This window comes from Bacillus sp. MYb78 (assembly GCF_002975115.1).
Classification (GTDB): Bacteria; Bacillota; Bacilli; order Bacillales; family Bacillaceae_G; genus Bacillus_A; species Bacillus_A cereus.
In genome coordinates this window covers 50,885-66,865 of the sequence record NZ_PCOB01000016.1, presented here as the reverse complement: position 1 = coordinate 66,865, position 15,981 = coordinate 50,885, and the positions used below count along the sequence as shown (strand labels likewise).

The following is a 15,981-nucleotide window of genomic DNA, read 5'->3' as shown; positions in this document are numbered from 1 at the left end:
GATGTATATTTTATTATGTTGTGCAGCAGGTATGTCAACGAGTATGGTCGTAAGAAAAATGCAAGAAGAGGCAAAGAAACAGGGGAAGAATTATAAAATTAAGGCGGTTGATTCAGAACTTGTGAAACTTGAAATTAAGGAAGCTGATGTCGTTTTAATTGGTCCACAAGTGAAATATTTATTTCCAGCTGTAGAGTTTCTTGCAAACTCATACAACATACCAGTTGCAATTATAGACCAACGAGATTATGGCATGTGTGATGGTTTGAAAGTGCTTAGGCAAGCAGAACAATTAGTTTTAGCATAATTATATCTTTTTAAATATAAACATTATAATGTTATAAAGTTTATTTCATTCTTTTATAGTAGAGAGAAAGAGGAGGGCTATTGATGAATGGGTTTATGAATTTTATGGAACAAAAGATTATGCCAACAACGCAAAAGATTGCAGGACAACGACATTTATTGGCAATACGAAATGGGGTTATTTCTACATTACCGTTAACGATCGTCGGGTCATTTTTCGTTATCTTTTTAAATTTACCAATTGATGCATATATGGAATGGATTGCACCGTTTCGCCATATTTTAGATATTCCATTCCGATTTACAGTAGGACTAATGGCATTATACGCAGCGTTTGGTGTAGGAGCTTCGCTCGCGAACTTTTATCAGCTCAATCAATTAAGTGCAGGGCTACTATCTGTACTCGCCTTTTTACTAGCATCAGTTGAACCAATTCAAATTACGAAAGCTGTACCAGGTGTTATTGATGCAGGTCGATATATTTCAGTAGGAACATTAAGTGCAACGTCTTTATTCGGCGCAATTGTTACAGCATTAATTGCAGTAGAAATTTATCATTTTATGATTAAGCATAATATCTCAATAAAATTACCAGACAGTGTCCCACCAGCAGTTTCAAATTCGTTTGCAGCATTAATTCCAACATTAGTAGTTATTCTTTTATTCTGGGGCATTCGCTACGGTTTGAAATTCGATGTAAATACAACAATTACATACTTAATCGCACCATTAAAATCAGTACTAGTAGGAAATAACTTATTCGGTGGTTTATTAACAGTATTCTTAATCGTGTTCTTCTGGTCATTTGGTATACATGGACCGGCGATTTTAGGACCAATTATTCGTCCGATGTGGGATTCAGCAATTCTTGAAAATATGGAAGTGTTCACGGCTACAGGAAATGCACATCAGTTACCAAACTTATTTACAGAGCAATTCATTCAATGGTTCGTATGGATTGGCGGATCAGGCTCAACGTTAGCTTTAGTAATTATGTTTATGTTCTCTAAATCTAAGTTCCTAAAAGAGTTAGGTAGATTATCATTCGTACCAGGTTTATTCAATATTAACGAGCCAATTATTTTCGGGGCTCCGATTGTAATGAACCCAATCTTAATTATTCCGTTCGTTATTACACCGCTAGTGACAACGACAGTATCATATTTCGCAGTTGTTTCAGGTATGATTCCACTCATGATGGCGAAACTGCCATTTACGATGTTAGCACCAATTGCAGCGATTATTAGCACGGACTGGACAATTATGGCTGGTGTACTTGTACTTGTTAACTTTGCGATCTCATTCGTTATTTACTATCCATTCTTCAAAATGTATGAGAAACAACAATTAGCAGGAGAGGAGAAAACAGAATGCTCGGAGCAATTATCATCTTAATTACATTCGTGGTCGGACAGTGTATTGCCCATTATTCGAAATGGATACAAAGTAAATCTTTATTAGTGTTACTACTAGTATCAGTTTTATTTATCGGTTGTTCAATGGGTGCATATGTAATGTTAGGATTGCAATCACCGTACGTAATTATTGTACCGACAATTTTATGTGCAACGTGTTTATCTGCAAAATATAGATTTACGAGCATGGCATTAATACAACGTGTGAAGGAGATGCAAAAGCATGGAGCGTAAATTAGGAATTTCACTTTATCCAGAACATTCAACGAAAGAAAAAGATATGGCTTATATTTCCGCAGCGGCACGACACGGTTTTTCAAGAATATTTACTTGTTTGTTATCTGTGAATCGTCCGAAAGAAGAAATTGTAGCTGAATTTAAAGAGATTATCAATCACGCAAAAGATAACAATATGGAAGTTATTTTAGATGTAGCTCCAGCTGTGTTTGATCAGCTTGGTATTAGTTATAGCGATCTATCATTTTTCGCAGAGTTAGGCGCAGACGGTATTCGTTTAGATGTAGGTTTTGACGGATTAACGGAAGCGAAAATGACGAATAATCCGTACGGTTTAAAAATTGAGTTAAATGTAAGTAACGATATTGCGTACTTAGAAAATATTCTTTCGCATCAAGCGAATAAATCAGCTTTAATTGGTTGTCATAATTTTTATCCGCAAAAATTCACTGGTCTTCCGTACGATTATTTCATTCGCTGTAGTGAACGCTTTAAAAAGCATGGTATTCGCAGTGCAGCATTTATTACATCACATGCCGCAAACATCGGTCCATGGGATATTAACGACGGATTATGTACGTTAGAAGAGCATCGTAATTTACCAATTGAAGTACAAGCGAAGCATTTATGGGCAACAGGGCTAATCGATGATGTCATTATCGGAAATGCTTATGCGAGTGAGGAAGAGTTAGAGAAACTAGGAAACTTAAATCGCTACATGTTACAGCTAAAAGTGCACTTTGTAGACGAAGTGACTGAAGTAGAGAAGAGAGCTACGCTGCAAGAATTACACGTAAGACGCGGCGACATAACAGAGTATATGGTACGTTCTACAGAAGTACGTAAAAAGTACAAAGACTATGACTTCCCAGTGCGCGAAAGTGTGCTACAGGAAAGAGGGCAAGTTGTAATTGGTAACAATTCATTTGGTAAGTATAAAGGTGAACTGCAAATCATTCTAAAAGAAATGCCGATAGATGAACGGAAAAATATTGTCGGTATAATTGCGGAAGAGGAGTTATTCTTACTAGATTACGTAGGGGCTTGGACACAGTTTACTTGTGTGGAATAGGGAAGATAGGGGGCGGTCCAAATTTTGGAACGCCTTTTTAATATTAAAGTACTTTTAACGTCAAAATTTGTCGGTAAATCGATATCTCTTGTCGAATCGTTGATATATTGTAAGTTATGATAGATATATTCGAAAAATCGTTGATATATTGTAGGTTACGATAGATATATTTGAAAAATCGTTGATATAATTTCATTTACTATGTCATTTTTCAGTAGTTTAATAGAGTAAAAAAAAGAGCCAGCCTCAACGATGAGACTGACTCTTTTTTTTAACTAGTTTAATACTTTAACTGTAACTGTTTTACGTCCCCAGCTACTTGATGTGCCTTTATCTGGCATTAAAACGTCGATTTTATTACCTTTAATAGCTCCACCAGTATCACCAGCGATTGCTACTCCGTAACCTTCAACCCATACTTTTGAACCTAATGGAATGACACTTGGATCAACTGCAATTAGTTTCATGTTTGGATTAGCTGTTAAGTTGTGGCCTAAAGCTGATTTTACTTGGTCGCCTGCTTTATAACCATTTTCAAGTGGATCTGCTGTATAAGCTGTTGCTACAACACGTAACTCACGAGAAGATGATGGTGCACTTGTTTCAGTTTCTTTTGCAACAGGTTGTTGTGTAGCTGGTTTTTGAGCTTTAGCTGCTTCTTTAGCTTTGGCCGCTTCACGAGCTTCAGCTGCTTCTTGAGCCTTAGCCGCTTGAGCTTCAGCATCTGCTTGAGCTTTAGCCGCTTCACGAGCTTTAGCTGCTTCTTGAGCTTTAGCCGCTGCTTGAGCTTCAGCATCTGCTTGAGCTTTAGCTGCTTCACGAGCTTTAGCCGCCTCTTGAGCTTTAGCTTCTGCTTGAGCTTCAGCATCTGCCTGAGCTTTAGCTGCTTCTTGAGCCTTAGCTGCTTCACGAGCTTTAGCCGCTTCTTGAGCTTTAACTTCTGCTTGAGCTTCAGCTGCTTCGCGAGCTTTAGTTGCTTCCACTGCTTTAGCTTTTGCTTGAGTTTCAGCTACTTCCTGAGCTTTAACAGCTTCACGAACTTTAGCTGTATCTTGAACTGTAGTTGTTTTTTCAGCTTTAACTACTGGTTGAACTTTAACTGGTGCTTTACCTGTTAAGTAAGGAACATGAACATAAGCTGTTTTTCCGTTATATTCAAATTGAATCCAATCATTTTGTACTTGGTGTGTTGTTTCGATTACATCATCTTTTTTCAACTTACCAAGAATCTCTGAATCTGTGTTTGCACTAGCACGTACATTTAATACGTTTGCTGTTACGTAGTAAGTGTCTTTTGTATAGTCAGCGCTTATGAAAGCTTCTTTACCGCTATTCAATTGAACTTTTGACCAACCATTTTCTGTATGTAAAACATTTACTTTATATCCATCTAATAATTTTCCTACAACTTTTGATTCAGTAGTTGGGTTTTCTCGTACGTTTAGTACGTCAGTCGTTACGATCGTTTCTGCTTTAGCAGATGTTGTGAAAATCCCAAGACCAAAAACCGCTGCTGTTGCTATACCCATAAATTTTTTCATAATAGCCTCCATTGCATTTGTTTTCGTTGACCTCATTATAGCAACCATTATTTTCTTATTTGCGAAAAACATAAAATTACAAAGCTTTCGTAACGGGGCATTAATATTCTGTAACAATTCCATAAATATCCTGATAGCGCTTCCTTGTTGTTTTTTGGCGTATTAGGGCATGTAAAACACAAAATGAGTAGCATTTCAATTACCGTAACATTAATAATGTTACGGTAATATTTCTTGTGGATATCTATAGTGTTACAAAAATAGCGTATTTTACTGTCTGAATGAAAAGATAGTTATGGAATGATAACCTTTTTAGATGTAAAAAGATATAAATGAGGTGAAATTTAATGAAATATCGATATAATTGTTACAAAATCAGTCGAAGCATGGAAAAAATTACGCCTTGATTTTCGTCTGTTACATAGTATTTTTGCAATAATAGGATTAGATAATAGCCTTAGTATCTATAAATAATGAAGAGTATTAGAGTGATAGTTGTAACGTGAAATATATATAATAGAAGAAACTCGATTTAATAGGTAAATAAAAAACGCAGGAGTGTAAACTCCTACGTTTTTGTTTATTCATATCGTAAACATTCAATTGGATCAAGTTTTGCAGCTTTGTTGGCTGGTAGTAGTCCGAATGCAATACCGATTAGCATTGAAATACCTACGGCAAGAAGTCCAAGTTCTTTTGAGACAACGAGTGGCCATCCAGCAAAGATTGAGACGATCCAAGCGAAGAAAATACCAAGCATGAATCCGATGAAACCACCAAGTCCTGTTAAAATACAAGATTCGATTAAGAATTGTGTTAATACTTTACCACGTGTTGCACCAAGTGCTTTACGAATACCAATCTCACGTGTACGTTCTGTTACAGATACGAGCATGATGTTCATTACACCGATACCACCAACAAGTAAGGAGATAGCAGCAATACCACCGAATACCATTTTCATCATACCGATTGATTCGTCTAGTTGTTTCGTAAATTCACCTAAATCTTGTGCTTCGAATTTGTGCTCAAATTTAGGAGCTTTCATTTCGTTTAAGACAGAAACAGCTTGTTTTTCTACACTTTTACGTTCTGTCGGAGAGGTCATTGTTAATCTTACAGAGTCATACTCATTTACTCCTGAAATGACAGGCGCGTTTTCAAGTGATGTATAACCTTCAGGCATAGGCATTCCGAAGTCGTTTTTCGTTTCGTATACACCGACTATTTTATAAGGCTTTCCTTTTATATCTGTGTATTGGTTTGATTCCCAACCACTAAATAATTTGTTGAAAGCTTCTTCATTTAATATAACAGCAGGGATTGCTTGGTTTAGTTCACTGTCATTTAATTCACGACCGTGAACTAATTTTATTTTCGAATCTTTCATAAAGGCGCCTGTTCCACCTTTTAAATCAAGATTTACATCTTTTGAACCAGCAGATGCTTTTACTTTCATACTTACGTCTGGATATACATCTTTAACGCCTGGTACAGTTTGCAGACGGTTTAGCATATCAGGTGTGATTTTGGCACTATCTGTTCCGTAATCAGGGTTGTTGTAGTAAATCGTTACTTCATTATCTTTTCCTTGGCCTAATTCTTTTTTAAACTTTGCGTTTGTACCATCACCCATTGAGATGATAGTAATAATGGCACTAATACCGATAATAATACCTAACATTGTTAAGATAGAACGCATCTTATGAGCAAAGATAGAGGAAAGGGCCATGCGTATATTTTCACTCGTATTCAAAATTAACCTCTCCAATCTTGGACGATATTTCCGTCACGAATTACAATTTGACGTGCTGCAGCTTCCCCGATTTCACGATCATGGGTAATCATAATAATTGTTGAGCCTTGTTTATTTAATTCGTAAAAGAGGTCCATAATTTGTGTGCTTGTTTTCGTATCAAGTGCTCCCGTCGGTTCATCGGCTAAAATGAATTTTGGGTTATTTACGATTGCACGTGCAACAGCGACACGCTGCTTTTGCCCACCGGACAATTCGTTCGGTAAGTGAGTAGCGCGATCAGCTAAGCCTACTTTTGTTAAAGCAGCTAACGAGCGCTCACGTCTTTCTTTTTTATCGACTCCAGCGTAAATAAGAGGTAGCTCTACATTTTGAAGTGCTGTAAGTCTAGGTAATAACATGAAGTTTTGGAATACGAATCCGATTTCTTTATTACGTACGTGTGCAAGTTCTGTTTCAGACATGTTTGAAATGTTTTGACCAGCTAGTTCGTACGTACCTGTCGTCGGTTTATCTAAGCAACCGATAATGTTCATTAATGTTGATTTACCAGAACCAGAAGGTCCCATAATCGAAGTGAATTCTCCTTGGTTCAGTGTTACATCAATTCCGTGTAATATTTGAACGGACTCTGCACCATTTTGGAAGGATTTCGTGATGCCTTTTAAGTTAATCACTGGGCGACAACCTCCATACCATCTTTTAAGTCTTTTTCAGGCTTAGAGATAATTTCCTCTCCTTTTTTCACTCCAGAAACTTTTGCTTCGCTATCAGTCTCGAATTCAACAGTAACTGCTTGTTCTTTCGCTTTACCGTCTTTTACAACGAAGACAACATTTTTGTCACCTTTTTTCACGATACTGCTTTTCGGAACAATTGTACCAGTTGCTTCGCCAGATTTACTTGTTACGTAAACGTGGAATCCGTTTTGTAATTCGTCACTATTATCTAATGTGACAGTGAATTGATAGTTAGAAACAGTTTTATTTTCATCCATGCTCTTTAATGGTGTAGAACCGATTTCTGTTACTTTTCCTGCCCAAGTCTTACCAGCGACAGTTTTTGATGAAACAGTTACTTCTTGCCCAACTTTCATACTAGCAAGCTCATATTCAGAAAGTTGACCTTTTACTTTAAATTGACCAGCGTGACGAAGAGTAACTCCGCTCATACCTGTTTTTTCGTCAGCAGTTTTCACGATATCATCAATTACGCCATCAGCAGGACTTGTTACAGAAAGAGTGTTTACTTTCTCTTTTGCTGTTTTAATCATTTCATCAGCTTTTTCAACTTCAAACTTTTTCATTTCAAGTTGTGATTCTAATTGCCCAACTTCAGCTTCTGATGCTTTTAATGCTTCAGCAGGAAGGCCTGAATTTTTATCTTTTTGTAATTTTTGTTTCGCCGCATCAATTTGTTTTTGGAACAACGTTACTTCTTTTTGTGCGATTTTCTTTTGCATTTCTGCTTCTGTTACCCCTTGTTTAGCAGTCGGGTCATTGTATTTAAATAGAAGCTGACCTTTTTTCACTTCATCGCCTTTTTTTACAGCTAATTCATATGTTCCTTTTGTTGGATCGAATGAAATAGTTTCAATTCCATTTGGAATAACTTCGCCACCAAATTTTTGCGCGTTTTGGATTTGTTTTTCGGTTACTTTATATCCGCTATATGCCATTGCTACATCTGAACCGCCCCCAGCAAATGCAAAGTATGATCCAGCTGCAATTCCGATTGCTACTACACTAGTAATTAACACTTTATTTTTCTTTTTCATCTATTTATCACCTTTTCGTTCGTTTTAGTATCTACATTAAGTATAGAAGAGGTGAAGAATCTGACAAATCGTTTTAGCTTACAATAACCTTACAGTTTTGTAAGGTATGAATATGTAAATGTAAGGTAGAGGTTGTCCTAGTGTAAGCAAATGAATTGACTCGTCGTTTCTTTCTTACAATAATATTGTATGGAGGAAAGGAGGAAGGAAGATGGAAGCTTATTTTAGCGCACACCCATTAAAACCATTTATTCCATACTCAAGGCAACATGCCCTTATATTATTTATTATGTTGGTGGGGATATTTTTTCTGTATCAATACCAAGATGTATTACGTCAAAGTGAGTGGAATATAACGGTTCGATATGCAATTGCATTTTTATTTATAGGTAGTGAAATTGGGCTTCATATGTGGGAGTGGAAAGCGGGGATTTTTGAGCTAGCTACTTCATTACCGTTTGAATTATGTACGATTAGTTTATTATTAGCGTCGATTATGATCGTAACGAAAAGTTACCGCATATATGAGATTGTATTTTTCACGGGAATTATTGGTGCATCACAAGCTATTTTAACGCCAAACTTGCAGTATGCTTTTCCGCATTTTCGTTTCATTGAATATTTTATCGCGCATATATTGCTCATTTGGGCACCACTCTTTATGACTTGGGTGGAAGGATATCGTCCGACAGTACAATCTATTAAACGCACAATGATATTTTTAAACATATTGATTCCAATTGTTTCGTTTGTAAATTACAAAACAGGTGGTAATTATATGTTTTTAGCTCATAAGCCAGAAACAGCTTCATTACTTGATATGTTAGGGCCGCATCCTTACTATATTATTTCATTAGAAATAGCTGCGCTTATTGGATGTTTGGTTTTGTATATGCCGTTTGCGAAAAGAGAAAGGCATGCGCATAAGGAATCACTAGGATCATAGCCTAGTGATTTTTTGTTCTTAAAATATTTACAATTCAGAAAATTAAGAATAAAATTAAGGGGTAAATTATAGAGAGAGAAGGGCGAAAATGGTCAAAAAGGTATTTTTGAATGGAATGGAAGTGACGATTCAATTTCTTATTTCGATTTTGGGGATTATTATTTTAGGGGCTTTGCCGAAATTATTTTATGGATTTAAGGTGGATGTATCAAAGTACATACAGAGTTTAAAAGAAGTGTTTGTGAACTTAATGGATATTTCCAATTTGCAATATGTGAGAGGTAAATTTTTATTTCCACAGTTGTTCGTCCATTATAAAGAAACGATTATTATTTTTTTGGCTGCTTTTTTCATTTCATTATTTGTAGCATTTTGTATCGTTTATGTAATTATGAGTAGTTCACCGCGTATACAACATCGAATTAAATCATTTCTTATCTTCCTAGAATCCATTCCAGATATTCTTCTTATTTTAGTATCACAAATTTTAGTTGTATGGTTTTTTAAACAAACAGGTTTTTTACCTTTTCAAATTGCTTCAATTGGAGGCGAGTCGATTAGAGGATTGCCGATACTTTGTTTGAGCATCCCGACTACGATTATGTTTGTAAAAATGGTAGTGCTTCGTTTTGAAAATGAATTAGAAAAAGATTATGTACTATTTGCTAAGGCGAAAGGTTTGGGGCGTTTTCATATTTTAAATCGTCATATTTTACGAAATGTGTTGCTTAGTACACTTTTCTTTGCGAAAACGAATATCTTTTTTATGTTATCTAATTTATATATTATAGAATGGATTTTTAATACGGGTGGTATTTTCATGTTTTTAAAATCGTACGAAGGTATTAGGGTGGAGGTTTTCATCGTTAGTGTACTGCTTATTTATATTCCGATTTTTATTTTATTTAAATTGTTTCATTATCTCATTCCGGCTGCGATGAAGGAGAGATTATAATATGTGGACGTATATAAAACGTGATAAAAGATTTTGGATAAGCATTGGGTTTCTTCTCATATTAGTTCTTTTGAGCATCGGAAATACGTTATGGAATGATGGACACATTAGGCAAGTTACATTGCAATATGATGCGGATGAAAATCCACAAGTGCCACCGTTTTCACCTTCATTCCAATTTTTACTCGGGACAGATCGGAAAGGATACGACCTTTTACATTTAGTTATTGAAGGCGCGAAGTGGACGATTGGTATATCTATTTTAATTGCGGCACTTAGAATGGTAATAGGTGTGTTCTTTGGTGTTGTACTTGGAACATATGTAAGAAGAGGTTTTTCAAAGATTGAGGCTTTTTTTGATAGTTTCACAGTTATTCCAACAGTTATGATTGCGTATTTTTTTCTTCAATTTGCAAATCTATTTGGAAGCGGGGAGGAAACAACAAGCTTTTTTGAAAGGGCTTCGTTTCAAGTTGTATTACTTGTAATGCTTGTGATGCCAGTTATTGCACTGTATGTCGCGAAGGAAGTTCGTAAATTACAAACGGAAGAATTTGTTGATGCTGCGCGCATATTAGGCGGATCGAGGAGACGTATTGTTATAAAACATCTTTTTCCGCATCTCTATATGACTTTTATACTCGTATTTCTTCAACAGTTTACGCAGACTCTTACTATTTTACTGCACTTAGGATTACTAGAAATATTCTTTGGTGGAACGGTTAATTTTTTAGGGCCGATAGAAGAAATAGAATCTTATACACATGAATGGTCAGGCTTAATTGGAGTCTATTTTAGATCATTAACAGTGCATCCATGGATTCCTCTCGTCCCAATTACATTTTTCGGGCTTACTATTTTTTCAGGAAATATGATTGTGAAAAGTATAGAAGAGGCGATGTTGAAAGTAAGATTAGGAGGAGAGCTAAAGAAGGATGTTGTAGAAGAGGAACAATCTGTTGTGCAGTCGAAAGAAGAGTTATTTACTTTTAAGCATACGATGTGAAAATAAACAGAAGCAAGCATGGATTTCATGCTTGCTTCTGTTCTTTATTTTGTAGAAACTTCACCTGCAGCTTCTGTTTGCGGAATAAAGTATCCAATTATACCACCGATTATTGCTGGAATGATCCAGCCAATTCCTAAGTTATAAAAAGGAATAGTGTGTACGATATTAGCGATAAAACCTGGTATCATTTCCACATTATCAAGTGCATGAATACAGCTAATAATAAATGCTGCGATCATCGCTCCGATGTAGACAGAAGGTTTACGTTTCGTATATTTGTCGATAAATGATACGAAAACTAAAATGATTGTAATTGGGTACAAAATAATTAATACAGGTAGTGTGATTTTAATTAATAAGCTTAATCCTAAGTTTGAAATAACGAAACTAAAGATACAAACGTATAGCACAAGCTTTTTGTATGAAACATTTGTTAGTACTGTTGTGAAGTAATTTGCAAATGCACTTACAACACCAATTGCCGTCGTTAAACAAGCGAAGATAATGGCGATACTTAATAAAATATTACCGCTTGTCCCAAAGAATTGATACATAACAGTAGCTAATAGTTGACCACCGTTTTCGAATTGCCCTAAGTTTCCGTTTGAAGCTCCAATATAACCGAGTAAGAAGTAAACAATTGTTAAGAATAGAGCAGCGATACTTCCGCAAATGATTGTATATTTCGCGATAGATTTCTTCTCTTGTATACCGTTTTGCCGAATTGCATTTACAACAATTGTTGATAGTACGAGAGCGCCAATTGCATCTAACGTTAAAAATCCTTCGAGAAATCCTTTGAAAAACGGGATGTTTTTATAGTCACCGATAGGCTCTGCAAATGTTCCTGGTGAAAGAATCGCTTTTGTTGCCATAATTGCAATAATTACAAGTAAAATTGGCGTTAATATTTTACCGATATGATCTACTAGCTTGGATGGATTTAATGATAAGAAGTAAACGACTGTAAAGAAAATCGCACTAAAAACTAACATAGAATACCATTGATCCGGGAAAAGTGGTGCAATCCCGATTTCATAAGATACAGATCCAGTTCGTGGAATAACAAATAGTGGGCCGATTGAAAGATAAATAATGATAGCGAATACTGCTGCGAATTTTGGATGAACACGGATCGCTAAAGTGTTAAAACTACCACCAGCAAGGGCAACAGCAACGATAGCAAGTAAAGATAAACCGACGTCTGTAATAATAAATCCTGTAATAGAAACCCACATATTTTCTCCGGAAGAAAGACCGAGAAGGGGCGGGAAAATCATATTACCAGCACCGAAGAAAACTGCGAATAGTAATAAACTAATCGAAAGTATTTGCGCTGGTTTTAAAGTTGTACGCATATAAAGAAAATCCTCCTAATGAGTATTTTTGTCGAAAATTCAAATAATTTGTCGAGTAACTGTTATTATTTTAAAGGTCTGATGACTAGAAAGCAATAGGGAATTTTGAAAAAATTAAAAAATAATGCATTAAATCGAATAAATATACTATTTATATGTTTAATAGGAAGGATTTAACTTTTAACATAAAAAAACACATATCGCTAGGATACGTGTATTAAAAATATATTTTTCTATCGCGTTCTTCTTTTAAAATTTCAACCGCTTCTCGGAAACGTTGTGAATGGACAATTTCTCGTTCGCGTAAAAAGCGTAAACTGTCATTTATATCGGGATCGTCAGATTGGTTAATAAGCCATTGATATGTGGCACGCGCTTTTTCTTCAGCAGCAATATCTTCATATAGGTCGGCAATTGGATCACCTTTAGCTTGTATATAGGTTGCAGTAAATGGAACACCAGCTGCGTTATGGTAATGAAGTGCGCTGTCATGGTCAACGTAATGAGGGTCGAGACCAGCTGCCTTCATCTGTTCAGGAGTCGCATCTTTTGTCAGCTTATAAACCATCGTAGCAATCATTTCAAGATGTGCAAATTCTTCTGTACCAATATCGGTAAGGAGGCCAATGACTTTATCGGGAATTGTATAACGCTGATTTAAGTAACGTAGTGCAGCAGCTAATTCTCCATCTGCACCACCGTATTGCTCAATTAATAATTTTGCAAGTGCTGGATTACAAGTTCCCACTTTAACTGGGTATTGTAATTTCTTTTCATAAATCCACATAGTTTCTCTCCTTTATATTTGCCATGGCCAAGGACCTTTGCTCCATTCCCAAGGGGCATTAGAATAGCTGTTTCCAAACTGTTGGAGTGGTCCGTATTTTTCTTCCATCTTTTGTTTTAATACTCTCCGCTTATAGGAAAAGTCATTAAATTGATTAATCGCGGCGGTGTCATCTGGATGTGTATCTAAATAAAGAGTGAGTTCAACTAGTACAAAGTCTAATTCTTGAAGCTCCAGTAAAAGCTGATAGTATTCTTCTGGTAGCGATTGATTCACGTCAGTAGTCACCGCCCTTTTTTATAAGGATTTTCATAATAGTCATAAAAAACAGGCCATAAAGTCCCTTTTTGTAGTGCTTCTTTTGGTGTGAATTGAGGCAAGTTTGGCGGTTGAAAGCCTAAAAATAAATTAGGAGGAGTAGAATAATATTTTTTTCCGATAGGAGGACAAGGATCGAGAGGACTATGATAGGGTACGAATGATCTCATATATTTATTCATGAATAAACCTCCTTACATGTTCATTACTACGTATTGTATTCAGACATAATGAGCATTTATGACACATATAAAAAAGTAATAAGTACAGGGGGAATGAATGTGGAGAATGTAAAGAATTTAATCGTGTTAGAAGTAAAGAACTTAAAGGAAGCTCTGTATTTTTATGAAGGGATTTTAGGAATCAAGCCTAGTTTAGAAAGACCCCAATTAGATGTAACAGGGGTTTGGTATGATACTGATTCAACGAGAATTAGTTTTGTAATGAATCGTATGTTAGGGGGACGAGAGAAGAGTTTTACGAATTCATGCGCTGGTTTAACATTTTCAATTTCTAACATAGAGAATTTAAAGAAGAGGTTAGTGTTTTATAAAATTGCATATACAGAAAACAAAAGTGAGAAGAGTATTGTAGTACAAGACCCAGATGGATATAAACTTCAAGTGATAGAGAAGGATGAATAAACGGAGGCGATTTAGTGGAGAGGAATTATGAAGAAAGTGCGTTGTTTGAGCATCAATTTTGGCTAAGGGTGCTTACTGATCATTCGCAATTTTTACTTGATGCATTAGCTCCGAAGGAAAAAGAAGATATAAAGAAGGCCACATATTTTCTTGAAACATTTACGAATCTTTTAAATAAAGTTCATAATGTGAATCTCATTGCATTTTCAAAAGAGGCAGAACGAGCCGCAAAGGAAATACGAACGTTTAAATTAAGTATTATACAGAAACAACTCGAGGGAAAAATCACTATTCATTTTACGCCAACTTTCATCAATCATATGGTAAACGAAGTAGAAGAATATATAACGGTGTTAGAATTTTTAAAGAAAGGAGAAGTTCCGCCTGTTTTTCATGAATTACATTACCATCTCGTTTGGTTAACGGATGCGGCTGGTCATGCAGGCTCTATTTCTGGTGGATTAGATCTTGTTGAAAAAAGATTAAAAGAGAAAAGCGAAGATTTTACGAAGCACTTTGAACAATTTTACTTAAAGGCAGTTGAAATGACGGGGTATTTACGGACAGAGCTTCATCATTTTCCTGCATTAAAGAAGTTTACAAAAGATGTTTCACTTGAGTTAAAATTATTTTCGCATTTTCTCCATGAGGTTGAAGAGATGGAGTTATCGAATGAAATATTAAGTGCATTATCTGCTAGAATGGCAGATCATATGGCAAGAGAAGAATGTTATTACTTATTAAAACTAGCTCAATCGTCTGGACTTGAAATGCCAAAATGTAATCCGCTTTAAAGAAAAAAGAGGTCAATTTTATTTGGCCTCTTTTTCTGTTTTATTGTCTCTTTTTATTTTTGCTTGTTCAATACTTGCCTGTAATGTCTCCATAATATTGATGATGTTCGGAGCTGGAGAGATTGTTTCGGTTTTTTCCTGTTGTTCAATTTTATTTTCGATTAATTCGGTAAGGGCTTCTTTATACTCATCTGTATACATCTCTTGTTCAAAAGGATTTGTAAGATGGTGGATTAAATTGATTGCTGCTGTGAGTTCTTGTTTTTGAATCGGATAATTTTCGTTACTTGGTAAGTTAGGTGTATTTGTTATATCGCGAATTTCATTAGGGTAGTGAATAGTTTGTAATATAAGCCCATCTTCAAAGTTACGGATAATAGCTAAATGTTGTTTTTTTCTAATGGAAATATGGATAAGACCAAGTTTATTCGTACGTTCAAGAGCTTCTTTTAATAATAAATACGATTTTTCATGTCCTGAGGTAGGGCCTATAAAATAAGAACGATCGTAGAGAACAGAATCAATTTCGTTATTTTGGACAAAAGATATAATACGAATAGATCTTGGTTCGTGAGCTTTTTGCAACTCAGCTAATTCTTTTTCATCCATAATAATGTACTTATGAGGTGCGTATTCATAGGCTTTTACAATATCTTTATCATTAATTTCTTCATCCGTACAATCAGGAGCAAATTTTTTATATTTAATAGGTGTTAAGCATTCTTTATGAAGACTTAAAAATTTTATATCGTTTTCTTCTACGGCACTGTATAGTTTGATTCCTATATTTAATAGTCCAAGTGAAAGGGCACCTTTCCATACGGTATGCAAATGAAGCCTCTCCTTTCATTCAAAAATGATTATGTATATTATGAGATAGTAAGAAATTTCCTATACGTTTTTTGTTTTTACGGAATGTTAAGCAGGAGGATGTGGGATATAAAATATATTGACAAGCCCTCCAAAATATTTTAATGTGATTGTATAAAATTGTGTATATAAAGGGGAGTAACTTATTACAGTAAAGTCGTCATTACAGGGAGAAACCCTCGGCTTTATTGGCAAC

General features: G+C 35.5%; 18 protein-coding genes. 9 read left to right on the top strand and 9 right to left on the bottom strand.

All coding sequences use genetic code 11. From position 1 onward, the window contains the following. Position 1 precedes the first annotated feature (1 nt). The 4 genes from CQ064_RS24160 to CQ064_RS24145 all read left to right on the top strand — a co-directional run bounded on the left by CQ064_RS24160 (position 2) and on the right by CQ064_RS24145 (position 3,030). Positions 2–307: a PTS sugar transporter subunit IIB gene (locus CQ064_RS24160; protein ID WP_000275645.1), complete on the top strand. Its 306-nt coding sequence runs from the start codon at positions 2–4 to the stop codon at positions 305–307. An 83-nt stretch (positions 308–390) separates the two neighbouring features. Then, positions 391–1,701 (top strand): PTS sugar transporter subunit IIC, encoded by a 1,311-nt coding sequence (locus CQ064_RS24155; RefSeq protein ID WP_001013042.1) that lies wholly within the window; start codon positions 391–393, stop codon positions 1,699–1,701. Beyond that, positions 1,677–1,955: a hypothetical protein gene (locus CQ064_RS24150; RefSeq protein WP_000900043.1), complete on the top strand. Its 279-nt coding sequence runs from the start codon at positions 1,677–1,679 to the stop codon at positions 1,953–1,955. The genes CQ064_RS24155 and CQ064_RS24150 overlap by 25 nt, the downstream gene beginning before the upstream one ends. After that, positions 1,945–3,030: a DUF871 domain-containing protein gene (locus CQ064_RS24145; protein ID WP_000440050.1), complete on the top strand. Its 1,086-nt coding sequence runs from the start codon at positions 1,945–1,947 to the stop codon at positions 3,028–3,030. The genes CQ064_RS24150 and CQ064_RS24145 overlap by 11 nt, the downstream gene beginning before the upstream one ends. Before the next feature lie 275 nt (positions 3,031–3,305). Here the strand turns inward: CQ064_RS24145 and entC are convergent, their stop codons facing one another. From entC to CQ064_RS24125, 4 genes are all read right to left on the bottom strand, one after another. Further along, positions 3,306–4,694, bottom strand: coding sequence for a cell wall-binding protein EntC (gene entC, locus CQ064_RS24140; protein WP_000421977.1), 1,389 nt, complete (start codon positions 4,692–4,694; stop codon positions 3,306–3,308). A 457-nt stretch (positions 4,695–5,151) separates the two neighbouring features. Continuing rightward, positions 5,152–6,303, bottom strand: a complete 1,152-nt coding sequence (locus CQ064_RS24135) for an ABC transporter permease (RefSeq protein WP_015406456.1) — start codon at positions 6,301–6,303, stop codon at positions 5,152–5,154. A gap of 26 nt (positions 6,304–6,329) precedes the next feature. Continuing rightward, positions 6,330–7,004, bottom strand: coding sequence for an ABC transporter ATP-binding protein (locus CQ064_RS24130; RefSeq protein ID WP_000609100.1), 675 nt, complete (start codon positions 7,002–7,004; stop codon positions 6,330–6,332). Continuing rightward, positions 7,001–8,104, bottom strand: a complete 1,104-nt coding sequence (locus tag CQ064_RS24125) for an efflux RND transporter periplasmic adaptor subunit (protein ID WP_000728804.1) — start codon at positions 8,102–8,104, stop codon at positions 7,001–7,003. The genes CQ064_RS24130 and CQ064_RS24125 overlap by 4 nt, the downstream gene beginning before the upstream one ends. Before the next feature lie 211 nt (positions 8,105–8,315). On the opposite strand from CQ064_RS24125, the gene CQ064_RS24120 reads away from it, so the two are divergent. The 3 genes from CQ064_RS24120 (at position 8,316) to CQ064_RS24110 (ending at position 11,011) form a co-directional block, all read left to right on the top strand. Further along, entirely contained in the window at positions 8,316–9,050 is a 735-nt protein-coding gene (locus tag CQ064_RS24120; protein ID WP_000388700.1) for a YwaF family protein, read from the top strand. 88 nt (positions 9,051–9,138) lie between these two features. Further along, positions 9,139–10,005, top strand: coding sequence for an ABC transporter permease subunit (locus CQ064_RS24115; RefSeq protein ID WP_000239687.1), 867 nt, complete (start codon positions 9,139–9,141; stop codon positions 10,003–10,005). A 1-nt stretch (position 10,006) separates the two neighbouring features. Further along, positions 10,007–11,011 (top strand): ABC transporter permease, encoded by a 1,005-nt coding sequence (locus tag CQ064_RS24110; protein WP_000269935.1) that lies wholly within the window; start codon positions 10,007–10,009, stop codon positions 11,009–11,011. Between the two features lie 44 nt (positions 11,012–11,055). Here CQ064_RS24110 and brnQ2 read toward each other — a convergent pair whose 3' ends face one another. The 4 genes from brnQ2 to CQ064_RS24090 form a co-directional block, all read right to left on the bottom strand. Further along, positions 11,056–12,372 carry a branched-chain amino acid transport system II carrier protein BrnQ2 gene (brnQ2, locus tag CQ064_RS24105; RefSeq protein WP_001260915.1) on the bottom strand — a complete coding sequence of 439 codons (1,317 nt, stop codon included), beginning with the start codon at positions 12,370–12,372 and terminating at the stop codon, positions 11,056–11,058. A 217-nt stretch (positions 12,373–12,589) separates the two neighbouring features. Continuing rightward, entirely contained in the window at positions 12,590–13,159 is a 570-nt protein-coding gene (gene cotJC / locus CQ064_RS24100) for a spore coat protein CotJC (RefSeq protein ID WP_000265278.1), read from the bottom strand. Between the two features lie 12 nt (positions 13,160–13,171). Beyond that, positions 13,172–13,435 (bottom strand): spore coat protein CotJB, encoded by a 264-nt coding sequence (locus CQ064_RS24095; protein ID WP_001076510.1) that lies wholly within the window; start codon positions 13,433–13,435, stop codon positions 13,172–13,174. A gap of 8 nt (positions 13,436–13,443) precedes the next feature. Then, positions 13,444–13,659, bottom strand: coding sequence for a spore coat associated protein CotJA (locus tag CQ064_RS24090; protein ID WP_001046257.1), 216 nt, complete (start codon positions 13,657–13,659; stop codon positions 13,444–13,446). A 48-nt stretch (positions 13,660–13,707) separates the two neighbouring features. Between CQ064_RS24090 and CQ064_RS24085 the strand changes: the two genes are divergently transcribed. After that, on the top strand, positions 13,708–14,121 hold the full coding sequence (locus CQ064_RS24085) for a VOC family protein (RefSeq protein WP_003269585.1): 414 nt from the start codon (positions 13,708–13,710) through the stop codon (positions 14,119–14,121). 14 nt (positions 14,122–14,135) lie between these two features. After that, positions 14,136–14,915: a DUF2935 domain-containing protein gene (locus CQ064_RS24080; RefSeq protein ID WP_000440990.1), complete on the top strand. Its 780-nt coding sequence runs from the start codon at positions 14,136–14,138 to the stop codon at positions 14,913–14,915. An 18-nt stretch (positions 14,916–14,933) separates the two neighbouring features. On the opposite strand, the gene ku is transcribed toward CQ064_RS24080, so the two are convergent. Next, positions 14,934–15,746, bottom strand: coding sequence for a non-homologous end joining protein Ku (ku, locus tag CQ064_RS24075; RefSeq protein WP_000557756.1), 813 nt, complete (start codon positions 15,744–15,746; stop codon positions 14,934–14,936). Between the last annotated feature and the right edge of the window lie 235 nt (positions 15,747–15,981).

Bases quoted from the DNA above. Each gene is read 5' to 3' on its own strand.
- CQ064_RS24160 (WP_000275645.1), top strand. From the start codon at position 2: ATGTATATTTTATTATGTTGTGCAGCAGGTATGTCAACGAGTATGGTC.
- CQ064_RS24155 (WP_001013042.1), top strand. From the start codon at position 391: ATGAATGGGTTTATGAATTTTATGGAACAAAAGATTATGCCAACAACG.
- CQ064_RS24150 (WP_000900043.1), top strand. From the start codon at position 1,677: ATGCTCGGAGCAATTATCATCTTAATTACATTCGTGGTCGGACAGTGT.
- CQ064_RS24145 (WP_000440050.1), top strand. From the start codon at position 1,945: ATGGAGCGTAAATTAGGAATTTCACTTTATCCAGAACATTCAACGAAA.
- entC (WP_000421977.1), bottom strand. From the start codon at position 4,694: ATGGAATTGTTACAGAATATTAATGCCCCGTTACGAAAGCTTTGTAAT.
- CQ064_RS24135 (WP_015406456.1), bottom strand. From the start codon at position 6,303: ATGGCCCTTTCCTCTATCTTTGCTCATAAGATGCGTTCTATCTTAACA.
- CQ064_RS24125 (WP_000728804.1), bottom strand. From the start codon at position 8,104: ATGAAAAAGAAAAATAAAGTGTTAATTACTAGTGTAGTAGCAATCGGA.
- CQ064_RS24120 (WP_000388700.1), top strand. From the start codon at position 8,316: ATGGAAGCTTATTTTAGCGCACACCCATTAAAACCATTTATTCCATAC.
- CQ064_RS24115 (WP_000239687.1), top strand. From the start codon at position 9,139: ATGGTCAAAAAGGTATTTTTGAATGGAATGGAAGTGACGATTCAATTT.
- CQ064_RS24110 (WP_000269935.1), top strand. From the start codon at position 10,007: ATGTGGACGTATATAAAACGTGATAAAAGATTTTGGATAAGCATTGGG.
- brnQ2 (WP_001260915.1), bottom strand. From the start codon at position 12,372: ATGCGTACAACTTTAAAACCAGCGCAAATACTTTCGATTAGTTTATTA.
- cotJC (WP_000265278.1), bottom strand. From the start codon at position 13,159: ATGTGGATTTATGAAAAGAAATTACAATACCCAGTTAAAGTGGGAACT.
- CQ064_RS24090 (WP_001046257.1), bottom strand. From the start codon at position 13,659: ATGAATAAATATATGAGATCATTCGTACCCTATCATAGTCCTCTCGAT.
- CQ064_RS24085 (WP_003269585.1), top strand. From the start codon at position 13,708: ATGAGCATTTATGACACATATAAAAAAGTAATAAGTACAGGGGGAATG.